This is a genomic window from Mucilaginibacter sp. GW822-FHT03E02, from assembly GCF_058801545.1.
On the sequence record NZ_JBXANJ010000001.1, the window covers coordinates 4535509 to 4555804 of the forward strand.

General features: G+C 45.8%; 15 protein-coding genes. 13 read left to right on the forward strand and 2 right to left on the reverse strand.

The window, feature by feature from the left end; genetic code table 11:
• The first annotated feature begins 11 nt into the window (after positions 1-11).
• Positions 12-1541, forward strand: coding sequence for a RagB/SusD family nutrient uptake outer membrane protein (locus AC1RM2_RS18945; protein WP_492986733.1), 1530 nt, complete (start codon positions 12-14; stop codon positions 1539-1541).
• A gap of 116 nt (positions 1542-1657) precedes the next feature.
• On the opposite strand, the gene AC1RM2_RS18950 is transcribed toward AC1RM2_RS18945, so the two are convergent.
• On the reverse strand, positions 1658-4420 hold the full coding sequence (locus AC1RM2_RS18950) for a PAS domain S-box protein (protein WP_492986734.1): 2763 nt from the start codon (positions 4418-4420) through the stop codon (positions 1658-1660).
• A gap of 612 nt (positions 4421-5032) precedes the next feature.
• Here AC1RM2_RS18950 and AC1RM2_RS18955 point away from each other — a divergent pair.
• From AC1RM2_RS18955 to AC1RM2_RS19010, 12 genes are all read left to right on the forward strand, one after another.
• Positions 5033-5224 (forward strand): hypothetical protein, encoded by a 192-nt coding sequence (locus AC1RM2_RS18955; RefSeq protein ID WP_492986735.1) that lies wholly within the window; start codon positions 5033-5035, stop codon positions 5222-5224.
• Positions 5202-5402 carry a hypothetical protein gene (locus AC1RM2_RS18960; RefSeq protein ID WP_492986736.1) on the forward strand — a complete coding sequence of 67 codons (201 nt, stop codon included), beginning with the start codon at positions 5202-5204 and terminating at the stop codon, positions 5400-5402. The genes AC1RM2_RS18955 and AC1RM2_RS18960 overlap by 23 nt, the downstream gene beginning before the upstream one ends.
• Complete coding sequence (locus AC1RM2_RS18965; protein WP_492986737.1) at positions 5395-6360, forward strand: sterol desaturase family protein; 966 nt, start codon at positions 5395-5397, stop codon at positions 6358-6360. The genes AC1RM2_RS18960 and AC1RM2_RS18965 overlap by 8 nt, the downstream gene beginning before the upstream one ends.
• A 354-nt stretch (positions 6361-6714) precedes the next feature.
• Positions 6715-6888, forward strand: a complete 174-nt coding sequence (locus AC1RM2_RS18970) for a hypothetical protein (RefSeq protein WP_492986738.1) — start codon at positions 6715-6717, stop codon at positions 6886-6888.
• On the forward strand, positions 6885-9974 hold the full coding sequence (locus AC1RM2_RS18975; protein WP_492986739.1) for a SusC/RagA family TonB-linked outer membrane protein: 3090 nt from the start codon (positions 6885-6887) through the stop codon (positions 9972-9974). The genes AC1RM2_RS18970 and AC1RM2_RS18975 overlap by 4 nt, the downstream gene beginning before the upstream one ends.
• A 23-nt stretch (positions 9975-9997) precedes the next feature.
• On the forward strand, positions 9998-11554 hold the full coding sequence (locus AC1RM2_RS18980; RefSeq protein ID WP_492986740.1) for a RagB/SusD family nutrient uptake outer membrane protein: 1557 nt from the start codon (positions 9998-10000) through the stop codon (positions 11552-11554).
• A 10-nt stretch (positions 11555-11564) separates the two neighbouring features.
• A complete protein-coding gene (locus AC1RM2_RS18985) occupies positions 11565-12041 on the forward strand; it encodes a DUF6841 family protein (RefSeq protein WP_492986741.1) in 477 nt (158 codons plus the stop codon).
• 21 nt (positions 12042-12062) lie between these two features.
• Positions 12063-12482, forward strand: coding sequence for a rhodanese-like domain-containing protein (locus AC1RM2_RS18990; protein ID WP_492986742.1), 420 nt, complete (start codon positions 12063-12065; stop codon positions 12480-12482).
• Between the two features lie 93 nt (positions 12483-12575).
• Positions 12576-14378, forward strand: a complete 1803-nt coding sequence (locus AC1RM2_RS18995; protein ID WP_492988260.1) for an arylsulfatase — start codon at positions 12576-12578, stop codon at positions 14376-14378.
• 17 nt (positions 14379-14395) lie between these two features.
• The gene (locus tag AC1RM2_RS19000) at positions 14396-16276 is read left to right on the forward strand and encodes an arylsulfatase (RefSeq protein WP_492986743.1); all 1881 of its coding nucleotides are present in this window, start codon (positions 14396-14398) and stop codon (positions 16274-16276) included.
• 26 nt (positions 16277-16302) lie between these two features.
• Positions 16303-17034 (forward strand): thioredoxin domain-containing protein, encoded by a 732-nt coding sequence (locus AC1RM2_RS19005; protein WP_492986744.1) that lies wholly within the window; start codon positions 16303-16305, stop codon positions 17032-17034.
• Positions 17035-17085: 51 nt separating this feature from the next.
• On the forward strand, positions 17086-18627 hold the full coding sequence (locus AC1RM2_RS19010) for an arylsulfatase (RefSeq protein ID WP_492986745.1): 1542 nt from the start codon (positions 17086-17088) through the stop codon (positions 18625-18627).
• Between the two features lie 378 nt (positions 18628-19005).
• Here AC1RM2_RS19010 and AC1RM2_RS19015 read toward each other — a convergent pair whose 3' ends face one another.
• Positions 19006-20295: a cation:proton antiporter gene (locus AC1RM2_RS19015; RefSeq protein WP_492986746.1), complete on the reverse strand. Its 1290-nt coding sequence runs from the start codon at positions 20293-20295 to the stop codon at positions 19006-19008.
• Between the last annotated feature and the right edge of the window lies 1 nt (position 20296).

The following is a 20296-nucleotide window of genomic DNA, read 5'->3' on the forward strand; positions in this document are numbered from 1 at the left end:
AGAGATATAAAATGAATAAGAAATTTTTAGCCATTGCCTGCCTTGCTGCGGTTGTGGCCATAAGCCCGTCTTGTAAAAAAGACTTTTTAAATGAAAGCGACCCCAACGCGGTAACCGTTGACGCAAGCTATAAAACACCCAACGACGTGTTGCTGGCTGTAAACGGCATTTATCAATCAATGCGCAGCGGTAACAATGTTGGCGAGGGAAGCGATTTGTGGACAGATCAACGCTCTGATGATACCGGTACTAACGACAACCAGTCAAACGCCGGCGAGCCCTTCCAGTTCAACAACTTTTCTATCCTGCCAAGCAATACCTATCTTAAAAGCCACTGGGTATCATTGTATACTACAGTTAGCCGCGCCAATGTGGTATTATCGCACATTGACCAGGTTAGCTTTCCGGATAATAACTTAAAGTTGAAATACGCTGCCGAAGCTAAATTTTTGCGTGCCTTTACTTATTTTGAATTGGTGCGGCTTTGGGGCGATGTGCCGTTGGTAACCAAACAACTGTCATCTGCAGCCAATGTGGCGGCATCAACTTTCAGGGTAAAGCAGGATGCGGTTTACCAGCAAATAATAGCCGATTTAACAGACGTTGTTAACAGCCCGCTTCCAAATTTGCAGGCATCAACCGGCAGGGCATCAAAAGCAGCGGCTAATTTCCTGATGGGCCAGGCATACCTTACCATGGCTACTACTTTAGATCAGGCTAACCGCACCACTAATTTAAACAACGCCAAAACAGCCTTAATGGCTGCTTACAACATGCGTAATTTTGGCGCGCTAAACAGCATTCCTTACACCGATGTTTTTGATGTAAGCAAGAAAACAACCTGCCCGGAACTGATCTTCCAGATTGTGAACATCCAGGGTGATCTTAACTACAGTTCAGCAATAGCTGCCAATTTCCAGGCGAAAGGCGAAACCATCAACTCGCAAAAACCATCATCTGGCGCGGGTTATAATGTTACCCATGATTTGATCAATGAGTACGAAACTAACGATCCGCGTATGACCTTCTCTGTTAAATACGCTAACGACCCTATTGTTAAAGATTGGTTTGTTACCAAATTCAGGGATGTTAGTAACGCTGCAGGTGTTAATGGCTATGGTGGTAACGACTGGATTTTGATGCGTTATGCTGATGTGATCCTGTCGCTTGCCGAAGTAAACAATTACCTGGGTGATGCAGTAACTGCTACAAGTTTCTTAGACCAGGTGCGCACCCGTGCAGGTATGCCAACCTATGCCGTATCAATGACCAATAGCGATTACGCTTCAAGATACCCAACACTTAAGCTGGCTATTTTACATGAGCGCCGTGTTGAACTGGCCTTTGAGCATCACCGCTGGTTTGATCTGCTGCGTACATTTACTACAGATGAGTTGGTAGCTTACTTTAAAGCCAAAAAACAAACCGATTTTGGTTTGGCCCAGCTAGCCAACTTTAGTACAAAAGACCGTTATTATCCTATTCCGTTTGATGAGTATAAACTTAACCCTGTTAAGATGTACCAAAATCCGGGTTATTAATAAAAACAGAAAGGAGGGGGTAAAACCTCTCCTTTTTATATTACTACAACCATTGGTTAAATTCATTCCCATATCTCATGATTTAAGGATGCCTGGCTTCTATCACATTAAACGCATCAGGAAGTTTCCAGGGGCAAACTGAAATAAAAAGTAGATCCCTTTCCGCTTTCGCTCTCTGCCCAAACCTTCCCGCCATGACGTTCAATAATCTCCGAACTCAGGTATAACCCAATCCCGAAACCGGATATATGCCGGGTATGGTTGGTTTCCACACGATAGTAACGATCGAAAATTTTGCCGAGATCCTCCGGTTTAATGCCCATGCCTTCATCTTTAACGCTGACCATAACTTCGCCGTCCTTTGTAGTGCAGGCAACTTCAATATATTTACCCCCTGGCGAATATTTGATTGCATTGCTGATAAAATTCGAAATCACAGAGCCTATTTTGTCCCGGTCGGCGCTCACCGGTACAGGCTGGCCCTGGTCAAAATTGATTACATGCGTGCTCGTTGTTAAGTTAGCTTCTTCAATCACATCAGCAATGAGCGTTTCCATATCAAAATCCTGCTTCTCGATGTGGATTTTTCCCGACTCCAGCCGGGAGACGTTCAGGAAGCCGTTGATCATGGCCGTCATACGCTTTACCTGCAGGTTTGCCTTTTGCATGGCGCCCACCAGGAAACTATCTTCGCTATTCCCGAGTTTGGCGTTGGCTACCTGTATAATGGCGCCCAGCGAAGTCAATGGTGTTTTTAGCTCATGGCTAACCATGCCTATAAAATCGCTCTTACGGGTCTCGTCCAGTTTCTTTTCGGTGATATCCCGGGCAATCTTTGATAGGCCAATGATATTGCCCTGCGGGTCTTTGACGGGGGAGATGGTCAGGGATACATCAATGAGGCGGCCATCTTTGGTTTGCCGTTTTGTTTCAAAATGCTGCACGCGTTCACCGGATTTTAAGCGCGCAAGAATCTGCGGTTCTTCATCCTGCCGGTCTTCCGGGATCAGTTTATAAATGGTTTCCCCAATCATTTCTTCGGCATGATAACCAAATATACGTTCGGCACCTGCGTTCCAGCTGGTGATTACACTATCCAACGTTTTACTGATGATGGCATCATCTGAAGACTGGATGATGGCGGCCAACCTGGCGCTTTGCTTTTCAGCATCTTTCATATCTGTAATATCCAGAACGGTGCCAATAAAACGGATCGCCAGGCCCGATCCAAAATAAACCGAGCCGTGTACTTTCACCCAGCGTGTTTCACCATTATTAAACCGATTGATCCGGAAATTGATGTCATACTGGCCGCCCTTTTCAGGATTGATGGCTTTTTCTATCTCCTTTTGCACCCAATCACGGTCGTTTGGGTGGATGTGTTCCGAAAATAAAGCGAAAGTAACCGGTATATCCGGAGGCGCACCATAGATGTCGCGGCATTCTTTAGACCAGTAAAGTTCCCCCGTTTGCGGATTATAATCCCAGGTGCCCAGGCTGGTTGATTCAATAGCCATACGCAGGCGCTGGGCGCTGGCCGCCAATTCCTGGTTGGTATCTTCCAGCCGTTGCTGTGTCACCATTAACTCCTCGTTGGTAGTAATGAGTTCCTCGTTTGATGCCGCTATTTCTTCGTTTACCGCTTGCAGTTTACTGGTATATTCAACTTGCTGTTGCTCTGTAAGTTTGCGTTCTGTAACATCCCGGGTGGTGCCGGCAACCGCTTCTACTTCGCCATATGCATTAATTACCGGAGTTAAAATGTAATCATATACCCGGCGGCCTAAGATAACATGCGGAAAAGATACCTCGCCGCGTATAGGTTGTTTGGTTGCTTTAACCTGGTCTATCTCCCGTTCATGCATTTCGGCGTGCCAGGGTTCGTAGCCATTGTCGAGCAGGCCTTTGCCTACAGCATTTTCCCAGGTTTTGCCCCACATGGAAAGCAAAGCCTGATTTGCGTATATAAAGCGATAGTTTAAATCAAATACGTATATCAGGTCGGGTGTACCAGAAGTGATTGTTTCATATACCCTTTTTTGCTGCTCGGATTGCTCCCTTGCCTGCCGCAAACCCTGCTGTACTTTTATCATCCCGGTTACCTCGAATACAAAAGCCATGATGCCGTCTATCTGCTCATTTTCATCGCGGCGTGCCTGGTAAATAAAACTAAAATAACGGTCGTTTGTAGGTCCGCCTTCGTATTCTGCTACCGGTATCAGCAGTTCGTTTATTTCATAGGCTTCTCCTGTACGGTAAACATTCAATAGCACCTCCTGTAATGGAGTGCCTACCAACTCCGGCAACGCTTCAAAAATAGGCCTGTTCAATAATTCTCGGCCGGGCAATAATTCCTGGTATGCGGGGTTAACCAATTCGTAAACTAAGTCCGGACCGTCAAGGATGCAAATACCTGCCGGGGCCTGCATGAAAAAGTTCTTAAGGCGGTCGCGCTCCCGTTTAAAAGCTGTCCGCGCTGCTTCTATCCTTTGCCGTTCATTTACCTGTTTGGTATTTTCAAGCACCCAAACCGCTACTTTTTTTACTTTACCCGCTTTATCTTTTATTGGAGCATAAACAAAAGTAACAAAGATCATTTCCTCGCGGCCATGCCTAATCAGCATAATTTCCACTTCATCTGCATAATAAGCCTCGCCGGTTTTAACTACTCCCGCCAGAGCGGCTTCGTAATAAGGCCGGGCCTCGGCAAAGGCATCCCAATAAAACTGACCGAAAATAGTTTCGTAAGGTTTTCCGGCCACTTCCAGGAATTTCTTGTTGACAATTTCGGCAACAAGGTAATTTGCATTTAATATGCAAATTCCAATAGGCGCATGGAGCACAGCATTGTGTAAATCTTCTCCGTCAGTTAATTGCATGAGGGGCCCTGGATGTTTTATAGTGTGAACCAAAATAACCCAAAAAAAACAATTTTGTTTAAGGCAATTTTGGATGCCAGGGGCTCCAGTCAACATGTGGCTATTTTCCGGTAATATTCATAACGATTATCATGGGGGATGCGCCGCATTGCCATCCCTGCATCAGGAGTTGGCTAATATGAGCGAATGCGATAGACCGAAAGAGTAATATTCTTAAGCTTATACTTGGTTTTAGGGGCTTTAACGCAAATAAATAATTATATTATATAATTTCTATAGAAATAGTAGTATATATCAAATCCTTTTTTATATTTGCCCCTGTAATTAAATCACAAACAATTAAATCATTAAAAGCAACCACCATGCAACCCGAACTTTTACCCAAATACGGCCTTGCTAATTACCCATCGACAGTTATTGCTTTTACCTGCTGTTGTACTTCTTGTTGTAGCTGTTGATATAGCATCATAAGGATTTAATCCTTCCTCCGGCCCCCGTTATTTTACACACGGTTCGCTGACTGCAGAATTCATTTTTTAACTAACACGTGCCTGGGCAGTATGAACATCATCATGCGGTATCAGATACTATTCACCACTTAATATTTTCATTATGACCATTAACGACGTTTCCCTGCTTGGGAAAAAGATATTGGTTGGCGTTATTGTAACACTAATACCTTTTATCATCATTTTCGGCGGCCTGTGGCTTACCCGCAAGCTGCTGGAGCGGAGCTCCAAAACTAAAATAGCATTCACGATTCACCCAAAAGCAACCGATTATGAAACTGGAACAAGCTACTAAAACACGGATAGTTAAAAACGCTTTGTTAAGCCTGCTACTTTACGCGCTGCCCATTGTGCTCATGTTTGCCACATTTTATATTACAGGCCAGCGCCCCTGGGAAAAGAAACAGCAGCGTAAAGAGCAAAAAGCAATAAAAAACAATAATGTAAACACACAACCACAAAGCAATGATTGAACAGATAAAACAAGTAATAGAAAACCTTAACGGCTATGGTTTTTCCGTTTTGGTACTGGTGCTCGGCGTACTCGAATTTTCATTCGGCCTGTATAAAAAACGTTGGAACAAAAACGAAAAGTGGGTGGATATTGCCTGCTTTACTGTTCCCAAGCTTGTGGTAAAACCCCTGGTTGCCTATTACGGGCTTAAGGTACTGCCAGCCATACTACCAGGCTTTAAAGATACCTTTAGCTGGGTGCCGTTTTTCTGGGGCTGCGCTATCATAGCAGTTGCAGATGATCTTACCCAGTACTGGTACCACCGTTTGCATCATGAAGTGCCATGGTTATGGCGTTTTCACCGTACGCACCACTCTGCGTCATACATGGGTATGGCAATGGCCAGCAGGCAAAATATCATTTATACTATTTTCTTTTCGCAAACTTATTTAACAACCGCCTTGGTTTACCTCGGCTTAGGTATCCCGGCTGTTGTTGTTAAAGGTATTAAAGGCACCATTACCACGCTGGCTCATTCAAGCATCCCATGGGATAAGCCGTTTTATCAATACAAAATATTACATCCCCTGGCCTGGATTTTGGAGCGTACCATATCAACACCGGCAACGCACCACGCCCACCACGCGGCTACTACCGATGATGGGGTAGGCTACTACAAAGGCAATTTTGGCAACATGTTCTTTTTGTGGGATATTATTTTTGGTACGGCACATATCTCTCGCCAGTACCCTAAAGCTTACGGCATTTCACATTACGAAGGCGATCAATGGTACGCACAGCTGGCCTGGCCTATATTTAAATCAAAAGTACCCGGTAGCGAGCTTGCTGCGGATGGCCCCATGATTAAGCAAGATGTTCCGTTGCAGCCACACCAGTTGTACAGGCCTGACTCGTTGGTTGAACCAGAAACAGAACCGGCCGAAGCTTCATTCAGGTTGCAACCGGTAAAAGCTTAAAAATAAAATAATATTAGTGCCAACAAAGGCTACATCCATGCCAACTATGCGGAGTTGGTATGGATGTAGGTATCGGCAAATCACTTGCTGTCGCCGGCCTTAGGCTCATGTCCACAAAATACAATGTTAATCAGTGCGATGGAGTGGACGTGGGATTCCTTAGAAAAATAATACCCCCTAAATAAATAATCTGCCTGTTTAACAGGCAAAACGAGAAAGGAACATGAAAAAATAGAACTATTACTTAAGCAAATAGGGGAAAAGCAAAGCCTTTCCCCAGTCATTAAAACAACCAAACAGGGATCGATTGGCGTTGAGCCTGTTTCAATTGTGTCATTTTAACTATTCAAATTTATGCAAAATATTGCGAAAGCAGGGAAAGGCTATACGTTGCCTTCTCCCCGGCCCGCGGCATCTTTTATGCTGCAGGTAGTTGACCACGTTTTTCGTCAACAGCACTCATACATCTCGTTTTATGCGGTTACCCAGTCGTCCGGTTTTTCATCTCTTAAAAGCCTGTCGACATGAAAAAAACTTTAATAATCGCGCTCTTAGTACTAATTGTGGCCCCGCTGTTAACCTTTGCACAGCAAACGGAGCCAATAATAAACTCCAGACTGGTTGGCCGTGTTATTGATGGTGCTACCAAAGAACCCCTGCCAGGTGCGGTGGTACGTATCGAAGGCACCACCCACGCAGTAGCAACCGACATTGAAGGTAAATTTAGCTTTGTAACCGGGCAAAAATTCCCTTACAAACTCATTATTACTTTTACCGGTTACGAAAAACAGGAGTTTATTGCCGATGGCAGCCCGGTAGAAATACAACTGAAAGATGCCCAAACCCAGTTAAACCAGGTAGTTGTGGTGGGGTATGGCTCACAAAAGCGCAAGGATATTACCGGTTCGGTAGCTTCGGTACCGGCCCTGGCCTTAAAGCAACCCGTTCCCTCGCTCGACAGGGCTTTGCAGGGTGCCGTTTCGGGCATACAGGTTACGCAGGCTACCGGGCAGCCCGGTGCCGGCGTTACCGTGCAGGTGCGTGGTGTAAACTCCATTAATGCCGTTGCCGAGCCTTTGTATGTAATAGATGGTTTCCCAACATCAAACAGTAATTCATTAACCGACGCGGGCGTAACCAATGGCCCTAAAATCAACCCGTTGGCATCTATCAATACCTCTGATATTGAAAGCATCGAGGTTTTAAAGGATGCTTCGGCTACGGCTATTTATGGTACAAGGGGTGCAAATGGTGTTATCATCATCACCACAAAAAAAGGTAAGGCCGGTGTATCATCCATTAACTACGATGGCAGCTACGGCAGGCAGGAAGTGGTAAAAACCTTATCCCTGCTTAACACACCGCAATGGGAGGCTTTGCGTAACGATGCACTGACCAACACCGGGAAAACCACGCAGACCGAGGCGCAGCTTAATCCTTACAATGCCAATACAGATTGGCAGGACGCTGCTTTCCGCAAAGGGAACTCGCAAAACCATAGCCTTTCAATACTGTCGGGTACCGAAAGAACCCGCCTGGCCTTTTCTGGCAACTATTTTAAACAGGACGGTATTTTACAAAGTACCAACTTTGAGCGATATGCCGGCCGTGTAAATGTTGAGCACGACTATAATGATAATTTTAAGATCTCGTCATTTATAACAGGTAGCCGCACTACAGCCCAGGTAGCGCCCGCCGGTGTGGTACCTGCTATTTTGCTGATGACCCCTACAACGCCCATTTATAATACCGATGGATCTTTTTTTATCAAAAATGTATTTGAAGGTACTTACGGCAACCCTATCAATACGCTGTATAACCAAATTAACACCACTACCACAAGCCGTATTTTAGGCAATATAGCAGGCGATTATAAGATTACCGAAAATCTTACCGCAAGGGTGTTGGCAGGTATAGATATTATCGACAATAAACAAAACCGTTACCTGCCTGCATCAGTATATGAAGGTTCCGGATATTCGGGCCTTGGCGAAACAGGTACGCTTAACTCCTTCAACTGGCTTAACGAGAACACGCTTACCTATAATAAAAAATTTGGTAAGCACTCCTTAAACGTGCTGGCTGGTTTTACGCAGCAGCAATTCAAGGCCGAAGGTTCTATCAACGGCGCATCGGGTTTTGTTAGCGATTATGATACTTATAACAACCTTGGTTCGGGTAGTATTACTTCGATATCCGGAAGCGGCTTTGCCATAGCGCCTTCTACATCGTCAAATATATGGGCCTTAAAATCATACCTGGGCAGGGTGAATTACGGGTTTAACAGCAAATACCTGTTAACGCTCACCTTGCGTGCCGATGGTTCGTCAAAATTTGCGCCAGGTCATCAATGGGCGTCCTTCCCTTCGGCAGCTGTGGCCTGGAATGCGTCGAGCGAAGATTTTCTTAAAAACGTGACCGCCATCAGCCAGTTAAAGCTACGCCTGAGCGCCGGGCAAACCGGCAACAGCGATATCCCGGCATACCAGTCATATTCGCAATTGGGTTACTATCGCTACAACTTTGGCAATACTACTGTTGCCGGGTTTGCGCCAAACAGCCAATATAATCCCAACTTAACCTGGGAAAAAACGGCTCAATATGATTTTGGTTTCGATCTGGGCCTGTTTAAAGACCGCATTAGCATAACTGCCGATGTGTACTACAAAAAAACTACCAACCTGTTGCTTTACCTGCCGCTGCCTGCAACAAGTGGTTTAACCGTCATCACCAATACTTCAATCACTAACCCGCAACAGTATGAAAATGTAGGCTCGGTGCAAAATAAAGGGTTCGAGATAGGCATAAACTCCCATAACCTAACCGGCGGTTTTGTATGGAATACCAACGTGGTATTTGCCGTTAACCGGAATAAAGTATTAAGCCTTGGCGGCAACGGCGTTAACCAGTTCATTCCAGATTCGTCCCTGCCGTCTATCATTAAGGTTGGCCAGCCTATTGGTTCATTCATCGGCTACAAAACCAATGGTTTAATCCAGGCGGGCGGGCCGGTACTTACCCCGGCGGCCAACACAGCTCCCGGAGCCCAAAACTACCAGGATATCAACGGAGATGGCAAAATAACACAGGTGGCCGATAGGGTGATTATTGGTAACGCGCAACCTAAATTTATAGGAGGTATTACCAATACATTTTCCTATAAAGGCATCGACCTGAGCGTATTCCTGCAAGGCTCATACGGTAATAAAATTTATAATCAGCAACGTAATGTATTGGAACTGGGCACTGGTTATACCAACGCCACCACCACTTTACTTAACCGCTGGACACCAACAAACACCAATACCGATGTGCATAGCGCTTTCCAGGACCCCGCGGCAACCATATCTGACAGGTTTGTGGAGAATGGTTCATACCTGCGCCTTAAAAGCCTCAGTTTAGGATATACTTTCCCGCAATCGGTACTTTCCAAATCGCCAATCAAGAAAATCAGGATCTACGCAAACGCGCAAAACCTGGCTACCTGGACTAAGTATACCGGCTACGACCCGGAAGTGAGCAGTAATGAGCAGTCGGCCATTACTTCGGGTGTCGATAACGGGGCGTATCCAAACAACAAGTCGTTTATTGTAGGTATAGGGATTACCCTGTAGCAGTTAACTTTTGATTTTAAAAAATGAAAACTAAAAATATTAAATACCTGATCTTACTGATAGCGTTTGGTGCCGTTTCATGCGCCAAGCTTAATGAAGATCCCCGGTCATTTATACCGGCAAACCAGTTTTATAAAACCCAGGCCGATGCCGTGGCTACGGTTACAGCTGCTTATTCGTTGTTAAATGCCGGTGCAAATGGTGTACAAACGCCATATAATACCCTTTTTAATACCGGTATGAATTTTATGGCCGATGACGAAGGACCCGGTCCTGGCGCTACAAATGCCGATGTACGTTCGCAGGCTGTACTTGGGCATTCGGCATCGGGTTTGCGTGTTTTGCAAATTTGGCAACAGCATTACGCGGGTATTAAAAAGGCCAATATTGCCATTGACACCATACCGCATATCAAATTTGATGCTGCGCTCAACAAAAGGCTTGTTGCCGAAGCAAAGTTTTTAAGGGCATTGTATTACTTTAACCTGGTGCGTTTGTATGGCGATGTGCCTTTGGTACTTCATGATCAAACGTCTATCAACCTGTCTGATCTGCAGGTTGCAAGAACACCTGCCGCCACAGTTTATAGCCAGATAGAGGCCGATTTGACTGCCGCCGCTGTTGATTTGCCGAATAGCTATACCGGTGCCGATGTTGGCAGGGCCACTGCAGGCGCAGCTTATTCATTGCTGGCCAAAGTTTACCTTACCGAGCGTAAATGGGACAAGGCCGTAACCCAGGCCGAAGCCGTGATCAGCGGCCCATATGGATACGATTTGTTTGCCAATTATGCCGATGTATTTTTGCCCGGAAGCAAAAACGGTAAAGAACACATTTTCTCGGCCCAGTTTAAATCAAACTCGCAAGGGCAGGGCAATAATCAGGCACCGCGGTCTGTGCTGAACGGCATACCCGGCATTGTAGGCAGTTATGCCGACCAGGTGGTATTTTATTCGGTACCTGACGCCACCAAACCAAATGGCGTAGATAAGTTTTTTAGCATCTATAAACTGTATCCGGCCAATGATAAACGCAAGCGGGTAAGCTTTGTAACACGTTTTCAAAGCCCTACAACCAACCTGTATTATGGTAAGCTGAATGACGCTACCATCGCTAAGGATTCAATCCCTTTTTTCAATAAATACTTTGATCCAAACGTGGTTGCCAACGAAGCCGAATCGGGGGCTAATGTGCCTATTATCCGTTTTTCGGAGGTGTTGTTGATTCATGCCGAGGCTGAGAATGAACTGAACGGGCCAACGGCTAAAGCTTACGCCTCAATTAACCGGGTACGCAAACGTGCCGGCCTTGATGATCTTTCGGAGCTCGATCAGGCATCTTTCCGGGATGCGGTTTATTTAGAACGAAGACTGGAATTTGTATTTGAATACCAACGCTGGTTTGATTTGATCCGCGAGCGGGATGCATCGGGTAAGGGCATTTTGGAGGCAAGCTTGCTTAAAGTTGGCAAAACCAATGTAACCAAGGGCGCAGCGGGTAAATTTTACCTGTTCCCGATACCGCAGCAGGAAATAGACAATAGCAACGGTAAACTCACCCAAAACCCTGGCTGGCAATAAAACAATAGCGATGAAAAAAGTAACCGTTATCCTTTTGATGCTGACAGGCTTTGCGGGCCGGGCATTCTCGCAGTCCGGTCCTATCGAAAGCGGCTCGCACGGCATCGACCCAAGGGTTAGTGCTGCCGTGCTGCAGGTGCTTGATGAGTATATGGCCACCTTTAATGCCAAAGATTTGAAGGGTTGGGAGGCCACCTACCAGTTTCCGCATTACCGCTTGGCCGGTGGAAAAATGTCGGTGTTAGAGAAAGCCGGCTTACGCGACTCAGCCAAAGTTTTTGGCGAGCTGCAAAAGGCAGGCTGGGACCATAGCCAATGGGACCATCGCAACATTGTGCAGGCATCGGCCGATAAGGTGCATGTGGATACCCGGTTTTCGCGCTTCCGGGCCGATGGCAGCCTGATAGGGCAATATGAATCATTGTACATATTAACTAAAGAAAACGGTCGCTGGGGCGTAAAACTTCGCTCCAGCTATGCCGAATAATATCAAGATCAAATTAATACTATGAAAAAACTAAACATCATTATTCTGCTGCTCCTGGCGGTTACAGGGATACAGGCTCAAACTTACGTGCAAAAAAAATCGGCTAAAATTATAGTAACACCCGAAATAAGTAAAAAACTGCTTGTCGAGGTAGAGCAGGGTAAAGCCTACCTGGTAGATGTACGCACCCCGGATGAATATAACAAGGAGCATTTAAAGTATGCGGCCAATATCAATATCAAGGGTGCTGATTTTGCCGATCAGGTCAAAAAGTTAGACAAAACAAAGCACATATACCTGTATTGCCATTCTGGTAACCGCAGCGGCAGAGCCGCAGATTCCCTGGCAACGCTGGGGTATAGTTTGGGCTACAATATTGGCGCCATTGATAGCTTAACAAAGGTTGGCTTCCCTGCCCAACAGGCTCAATTTAAACCATAACATAACCATATCATGAAGATATTAAACAAATTCATTCAAAAACTACCGGAGCATTCCAAAACCGGTTACTATAAAAAGATATGGCCTGCTATAATGGTCATTGGTTTAATTGGGTTGCAAAGTGCAAAGGCCCAAAATAATCAACCTTATGGCGGCGTGGTGGGCAAAACGCTTGATGATTCAAAGGAGTGGTGGCCCGAGCCTCATAAAGCACCCGCCGGCGCCCCAAACGTACTGTGGATTATTTTAGATGATGTTGGCTTTGGTGCAACAAGCACCTTTGGCGGCATCATTAAAACCCCCAATTTTGATACGCTGGCCAGTAATGGACTGCGTTATACCAACTTTCATACGGCTGGTATTTGCGCGCCAACACGGTCGGCTTTGCTTACCGGCCGCAACCACCATTATGTTCATGAGGGCGGTTTTTCCCACATAACCCTGTCAGCCGGTTTCCCGGGTTATGATGGTCGTATCCCCTCAGACAAGGGAACCATTGCCGAAATATTACGCGAGAATGGCTACAATACTTTTGCAGTAGGCAAATACGGGCTTACGCCTGATGAGGACGCTACCGATGCAGGCCCATTTGACCGTTGGCCTACAGGTAAAGGTTTTGATCATTTCTTCGGATTTTTAGGATCGGCTACCGATCAGTACAAGCCCGATTTGGTAGAAGATAACGCCCATGTAACACCGGATGGCCGCCATCTTAATGACCAGATAACCGATAAGGCCATATTTTACTTAAGCCGCCAGCATAAAGCAGCGCCCGATAAGCCGTTCTTTTTATACTATGCCCCGGGTGCCACCCATTCGCCGCACCAAGTAGCTACCGAATGGAGCGACTTATATAAGGGCCAATTTGATAGCGGCTGGGACGATTTTAGGGAAAAAGTTATCGCCAGGCAAAAGCAATTAGGTATTATCCCGGCTTATGCCAAACTGCCCGAGCGCAACCCACGCATCCCGGCCTGGAACTCATTGCCTGCAGCCGAGAAAAAGCTGTATGCCCGTTTCATGGAAGTTTACGCCGGATACCTTACCTACACCGATCATGAGGTTGGCCGGCTTATTAATCACTTAAAACAAAGCGGTCAGTTGGATAATACCCTGGTATTTGTAATCATTGGCGATAACGGGGCCAGTAAAGAAGGTACGGTTCACGGTGTTATCAATCCTAAAAAGAACTCGGCCAAACTGGTTGCGGAAGATACTTACCTGAAAACCAACATTGAGGATATTACCGATATAGGCACGCCGCAGGCCACTACCAATTATCCCCTGGGCTGGGCACAGGCCGCTAATACACCATTTAAATACTGGAAACAGGACGCCAACTCAGAAGGCGGCACACGCAATCCGCTTATTGTGTATTATCCAAAAGGCATTAAAGATAAAGGGACTATCCGTACTCAATATGGCCATGTGATTGATGTGCTGCCTACCACGCTGGAGTTTACAGGTATCAAACTACCGGAATATATCAGGGGTATTAAACAGGATACCTTGCAGGGCACATCGCTGGTATATTCCTTTGATCATCCCGAAGCGCCCACACGCCATGTTTTGCAGCACTATTACATTTTTGGCTCACGGTCGGTTTACAGCGATGGCTGGAAAGCAGAGGCGGCACACCACCCGGACAATGTAGAGCTGGGCGATTTTAAAGTGGGCCAGAACGTGCCCGATAAAAGCTTCGACGAAGATGTATGGGAACTATACAACCTGAACCAGGATTTTAACGAACGCATTGACCTGGCAAAAAAATACCCTGAAAAGCTAAAGGAACTTAAAGCGGTTTTTGACCAGCAGGCTAAAAAGAACAACCTGTATCCGTTTATCGACTGGTACGATGTTTACCACCAGCGCATCCACAAAAATTACAAAAAGTAAAACTAAATCGTACGATTATGAAATACGCCTATCATCGAATTATAGCCCTATCGGCCATAGCTGTTGTGTTTAGCGTGCCTGCTTTTGCGCAGTTGCCTCAGGTCCCAGTAACGCCGCAAAACATAGCACCTATTGACCCTTCCACCTACAAAGGCGTGGAGGGAAAAACGCTTGCCGAATCAAAAGAATGGTGGAACAAACCCCTCAAAGCCCCAAAAGGCGCACCCAATATTGTTTGGATATTGCTGGATGACGTTGGTTTTGGTGCATCCGGTACTTTCGGCGGCCTTATCAGCACACCAAATTTTGATACGCTGGCCAATAACGGCCTGCGGTATACCAATTTCCACACGGCTGGTATCTGCGCGCCAACACGGTCGTCATTACTTACCGGGCGCAATCATCATTATGTACACATGGGTAACTTTGCACACGCCTCTACAGCGGCTGGTTTCCCCGGTTATGATGGCCGTATCCCTGCTGATAAAGGCACCATTGCCGAAGCACTTCGCGCCAACGGGTACAGCACTTTCGCGGTGGGTAAATGGGGGATAACTCCCGATGAGGATACCACGGCAGTTGGCCCGTTTGACCGCTGGCCTACGGGTAAAGGTTTTGACCATCATTTTGGTTTCCTGGAATCGGCAACAGACCAGTATAACCCGCCGCATTTGGTAGAGGATAACTTCCACATTAAACCGGATGGCCGTAACCTGAACGAGCAGATTACCGACAAAGCCATCGCTTATATCGATGCCGCGCATAAAGCCGCGCCCGATCAGCCTTTCTTTTTGTATTACGCCCCTGGCGCCACACATGCACCGCACCAGGTAAGCCATGAATGGAGCGACCTTTACAAAGGCAAATTTGATGAGGGTTGGGACGTATACCGTCAACGGGTTTTTGACAACCAGAAAAAAGCAGGCTATATCCCCGCTTATGCCAAACTGCCCGAACGTAACGAGCGCATCCAGGCCTGGAACAGCCTGCCGGCCGATCAAAAGAAACTGTATGCCCGTTTTATGGAAGTTTATGCGGGGTACCTTACCTATATCGACAACCAGGTTGGCCGGGTTATCAGCTACCTGAAAGCATCGGGCCAGTTTGATAATACATTGGTTTTTGTGATGATAGGCGATAACGGTGCAAGTAAGGAAGGAACTGTTCATGGTGTTATCAACCCTAAAAACTCCGCCCTTACTACTCCCGAGGCTGATTATATTAAAAAGAACGAAAGCGATTACGAAACTATCGGTACACCCGAAGCTTCAACAAATTATCCGTTGGGTTGGGCACAAGCAGCTAACACGCCATTTAAATACTGGAAATCGGATGCTGATGCCGAGGGAGGAACCCACAACCCGCTGATTGTTTACTATCCAAAGGGAATCACCGAAAAGGGTGGTATCCGTACGCAATACGGGCATGTTTCGGATATTTTCCCTACTACTATCGAAGCTGCCGGTTTAAAACTCCCCGGTTATATCAAGGGCATTAAACAGGATACTTTGCAAGGCAAATCGCTGTTTAGCTCGTTTAATAACGCCCAGGCAAAATCGTTGCATACCCAACAGTACTATTACATTTTTACTTCAAGGTCTATCTATAAAGATGGCTGGAAGGCCGAGGCTGCGCACCGCCCCGATAATGTAGACCTGATAAACTTTCCGAAAGAGAAAACTATCCCCGAGCGTAATTATGATAAAGACGTTTGGAAACTGTATAACCTGAACGAAGATTTTAACGAACGTGTTGACCTGGCTAAGAAATACCCGGAAAAGCTAAAGGAGCTGAAAGATTTGTTTGATGCCGAAGCTAAGAAGAACCACGTGTATCCATTTATCGATAGGGATGATATTAACAACAAAAGGATCCATCACCTTGAGAACAACAATTAAAATGATAGCATTTAAAAATTAACATCATGAAAAACTTAAAAACTATTTTACTGGCCCTGCTGGTAATTTTTACCGGCGAGGTAAAAGCGCAATCGCCTGCTTTGTTATCGCTGGAGGCTTTTGCGGCTAAATTGAAGCAGACTAAAGATCCTCAGGTACTTGATGCCCGTGCTGTCGAGGAGTTTGCGCAAAACCACATTAAAGGCGCTACAAATGTTGATGCCAAAGCTGCCGACTATCAGCAAAAACTTGACGGGCTGGATAAGGCTAAACCAACATTTGTTTATTCGATAGCCAATGGCCGCAGTGCTGTGCTCTCGCGCGAGTTGCGGGCCAAAGGCTTTAAAGATGTAGAAGAGCTTCCCGGCGGGTTGGCCAACTGGATTGGCTCGGGTTACCCTATCATTTCAACAACAAAAAAAGGCGTGTCGCTTTCCAGTGCCCAGTTTACCGAATTGGCCGCTTCGTCGCCATTGGTTTTGGTTGATTTTGGATCGAGGTATTGCGGCGCCTGCAAAAAACTTGTGCCGGTTCTCGATTCATTGAAAGCCAACGCTGCCTTTACACCCAAGGTAATCAGTATTGAAGTTTATGACAACACCGCCCTTGCCAAAGAGTTAAAAGTAAACGTGCTGCCAACATTGGTACTGTATAAAAACGGAAAGGAAGTTTGGAAAAAGCAGGGCTTTTCATCAACCACCCAAATAGCCGCCGTTGCCGAACAGGCGAAAACAGGCCTGGCTGCCAATGGTAAATAAGGCAAAGCTATGCTAAAACGAATCTGCTGCTTACTTCTCACTATATTGTATATGGGGCCTGCATTTGGGCAGGCCCCTAAACAAAAGCCCAATATCGTCATCATTTTGGCCGACGATATGGGCTTTTCTGATATCGGCTGTTTTGGTTCCGAAATCAGCACGCCAAATATCGACAGGCTGGCTCGCGAAGGCCTTAAAATGACCCAGTTTTATAATGCCGGCCGGTGCTGCCCGTCGCGCGCGGCACTGTTAACCGGTTTGTACCCACACCAGGCAGGCGTTGGCGATATGATAAAATACAAAGGCTCGCCCGCATACCAGGGATTTTTAAATGAAAACAGCGCCACTATTGCCGAGTTGCTAAAAGATGAAGGCGGTTATAATACCATAGTCTCGGGAAAATGGCATGTAGGTTTGCAACAATCCGCATTGGCGTATAATCGGGGGTTCGATAGGTCGTTTACCATGTTGAACAACGGCAGCAGCTACTTTAATTCGGCGCCGCTGTATAACGATGGCAGCAAGATTACTTTTATGCTCAATGATAAAGAAGTAACCAGGAACGACACTTCAAAATATCTTACGCAGGCCATTACAGATTTTGCTATCAAATCTTTAGATGAGATCAAAGCGCAGCAAAAACCTTTCTTCATGTACGTAGCCTACAATGCCCCGCACTGGCCTATCCAGGCCATGCCCCAGGATATTGCAAAATATAAGGGCCAGTACCTTAAAGGCTGGGATGTGTTGCGAAAGCAGCGCTACGAAAAACAATTGGCAGCGGGTATCATTAAAAAACAATGGCAATTATCTGCACGTGATAAGCGTGCACCGGCCTGGGACTCTTTGTCTCCTGAAGAAAAAGATAAATGGGACACCCGCATGGCCATTTACGCAGCCATGGTTTACCGGATGGATGCCTGTATCGGCGAAATTATGACTAAATTGAAGCAGTTGGGAAAGGATAAAAACACCATCATCCTTTTCGCCTCAGACAACGGCGGCAGCGCCGATGAAGTAAAAAGTTTATCAACGGTTATCCAAAAATCTGGTGTACCCGGCTCGGTAAACTCTATAGATAGTTATGAGATACCCTGGGCCAATGTAAGTAATACGCCGTTTAAACTGTTTAAACGAAATACGCACGAAGGGGGTATAGCAACACCACTCATAGCCTGGTATCCGGGGCACATCAGGGCAGGTAGTACCAATGATAGTCCCGGTCACCTGATAGATCTGATGCCCACTTGTCTTGATCTGGCAGGTGTAAAATATCCGGCTCAATTTAAAAACAGGCAGTTAACGCCGCCGGCTGGTGTTAGTTTGGTTGATGCATTTAAACGCAAACCTTTCACCGGTAATAAAACACTGTTTTGGGAGCACGAAGGCAGCAGGGCCATAAGGAAAGGCAAATGGAAATTAGTGGCCGAACCGGGACAGCCCTGGGAGTTATATGACCTAAATGCGGATCGTTCTGAAATAAATAATTTAGCGGATAAATATCCGGCATTAGTCAATCAGCTTAAGGACGAGTATCTTCAATGGGCAGCAAAAGTGGGTGTTGTTGACTGGAGTAAAATAGCAAATCTTTAGTGCTGTAGCCTGGCTTCTTACTAACCCGGCAGGGCGAACGCATCTAAATAGCTAATGGAATGAGCGATATAAGCATCAAACAACGCCTTGTTTTTATTGGCTGATCCTGGTTAAATGATCCGGCTACCGAAGGGATTTGTATTGGCCAACAACAGGCACAAGTATTTGGATGCGCCTAAATTGTGCGATCAGTTTAGTGTTAATCATGATAAAATACAATATATTGATTATCAAATATTTATAAATATTTTATTCGAAATGTGTTAAGTTATGTTAACCCAATCAGATGCGTTTTTCCTGAAGACCGGGGGAATACACCATGGCTTAATACAGCCTACTAAATATAAAAGCCTGCATATCACATCGATTTGCGGGCTTTTAAGAAGATGTTGTGAAGCTTGGGGGATGGTCAGGCTGTTTAACTAACTGTAGCCTTTGCTCCTTCAAAAAGTAATGTTTCATGATTGGCCCGGAGATGATCATGGTAACCACCGTCATCACAACCAGGCCTTCAAATACAGGTTCGCTTATAATTTTCGCTTGCAAAGCCAATAACCCCAGCACAATTTCCTGCGATCCCCGGGCATTCATGCCGAAGGCTACGGCTATAGATTCATTCTTGCTCATGCCGCTCATTGCACTACCAATACCTGCGCCAAGCAATTTGGCCAGGCAGGCAATAATTAAGATAATAACCACTACTTCGAGGTTAAAATTGGCTATAAAATTAAGCCTTAAGCCAACTGAGGCAAAAAAGAGAGGAGCCAGTACGTTGATGGTAAACTGGTGTAATACATGCTTATGCTTCTCGGTAAAATATTTGGAATCGTTAATGCCAACACCAACCAGGAAGGCGCCAAATATGCCGCGCACCCCAAGGCCCTCGGTAATACAGGCGCTGATTAAACAAAGGCAAACGGCCATAGTAAGCACACGGCCAGGTTTTTCGCCTTTACCCGCAAATGTTAATAGTTTGTGGATGAGCCATCGGCCACCTGTTAACATAAAAACGGCGTACAGCACCACAATACTTACCGACCAGAATGATGCTTCGCCTTTGCCCACATTCATCAGCTGAATGATGACAGAGAATAAGATCCAGCCCAGGAAATCATCAACCATAGCAGCTGTTAATACAATGTTGCCTATACGGGTGTTCAGGATATCCAGGTCGAGCAATATTTTGGTAATTACCGACAGCGCGGTGATGGACAACGCCGTTCCGAAAAACAGGGACGTGACCAGCTGGTTATTAAAGCCGTTGGCAAAATGACTTTGGTACAGGTACCATACCGACGCAAAACCAATGGCAAAAGGGAATATGATACCGGTAAGGCTGATGCTGATAGCCTGTTTCCCATTCTGGCGTATCTGTTTCAGATCCACTTCAAAGCCGGCAATAAACATCAGTAAGATGATGCCGATGTTGGCGATGCCGTCAAAAGCTTCGAAAGCATGCGGGGTAGCCAGGAAGATATCTTTAAAAACAGATGGAAACAACAACCCCAGAAGGGTAGGACCAACAATGATCCCTGCGAAAATTTCACCGATTATGGCCGGTAATTTATACCTGCGGCACAATTCGCCTAACAGCCTTGCAGGTATCAGGATGATTAAAAGAATAAGCAGGAAATGAATTATTTCTGATGAGTTAAGTTTAGAAACCATG

Bases quoted from the DNA above. Each gene is read 5' to 3' on its own strand.
- AC1RM2_RS18960 (WP_492986736.1), top strand. From the start codon at position 5,202: ATGAAACTGGAACAAGCTACTAAAACACGGATAGTTAAAAACGCTTTG.
- AC1RM2_RS18985 (WP_492986741.1), top strand. From the start codon at position 11,565: ATGAAAAAAGTAACCGTTATCCTTTTGATGCTGACAGGCTTTGCGGGC.
- AC1RM2_RS18950 (WP_492986734.1), bottom strand. From the start codon at position 4,420: ATGCAATTAACTGACGGAGAAGATTTACACAATGCTGTGCTCCATGCG.
- AC1RM2_RS19010 (WP_492986745.1), top strand. From the start codon at position 17,086: ATGGGGCCTGCATTTGGGCAGGCCCCTAAACAAAAGCCCAATATCGTC.
- AC1RM2_RS18975 (WP_492986739.1), top strand. From the start codon at position 6,885: ATGAAAAAAACTTTAATAATCGCGCTCTTAGTACTAATTGTGGCCCCG.
- AC1RM2_RS18995 (WP_492988260.1), top strand. From the start codon at position 12,576: ATGGTCATTGGTTTAATTGGGTTGCAAAGTGCAAAGGCCCAAAATAAT.
- AC1RM2_RS19000 (WP_492986743.1), top strand. From the start codon at position 14,396: ATGAAATACGCCTATCATCGAATTATAGCCCTATCGGCCATAGCTGTT.
- AC1RM2_RS18970 (WP_492986738.1), top strand. From the start codon at position 6,715: ATGCAAAATATTGCGAAAGCAGGGAAAGGCTATACGTTGCCTTCTCCC.
- AC1RM2_RS18990 (WP_492986742.1), top strand. From the start codon at position 12,063: ATGAAAAAACTAAACATCATTATTCTGCTGCTCCTGGCGGTTACAGGG.
- AC1RM2_RS18965 (WP_492986737.1), top strand. From the start codon at position 5,395: ATGATTGAACAGATAAAACAAGTAATAGAAAACCTTAACGGCTATGGT.
- AC1RM2_RS19005 (WP_492986744.1), top strand. From the start codon at position 16,303: ATGAAAAACTTAAAAACTATTTTACTGGCCCTGCTGGTAATTTTTACC.
- AC1RM2_RS19015 (WP_492986746.1), bottom strand. From the start codon at position 20,295: ATGGTTTCTAAACTTAACTCATCAGAAATAATTCATTTCCTGCTTATT.
- AC1RM2_RS18945 (WP_492986733.1), top strand. From the start codon at position 12: ATGAATAAGAAATTTTTAGCCATTGCCTGCCTTGCTGCGGTTGTGGCC.
- AC1RM2_RS18955 (WP_492986735.1), top strand. From the start codon at position 5,033: ATGACCATTAACGACGTTTCCCTGCTTGGGAAAAAGATATTGGTTGGC.
- AC1RM2_RS18980 (WP_492986740.1), top strand. From the start codon at position 9,998: ATGAAAACTAAAAATATTAAATACCTGATCTTACTGATAGCGTTTGGT.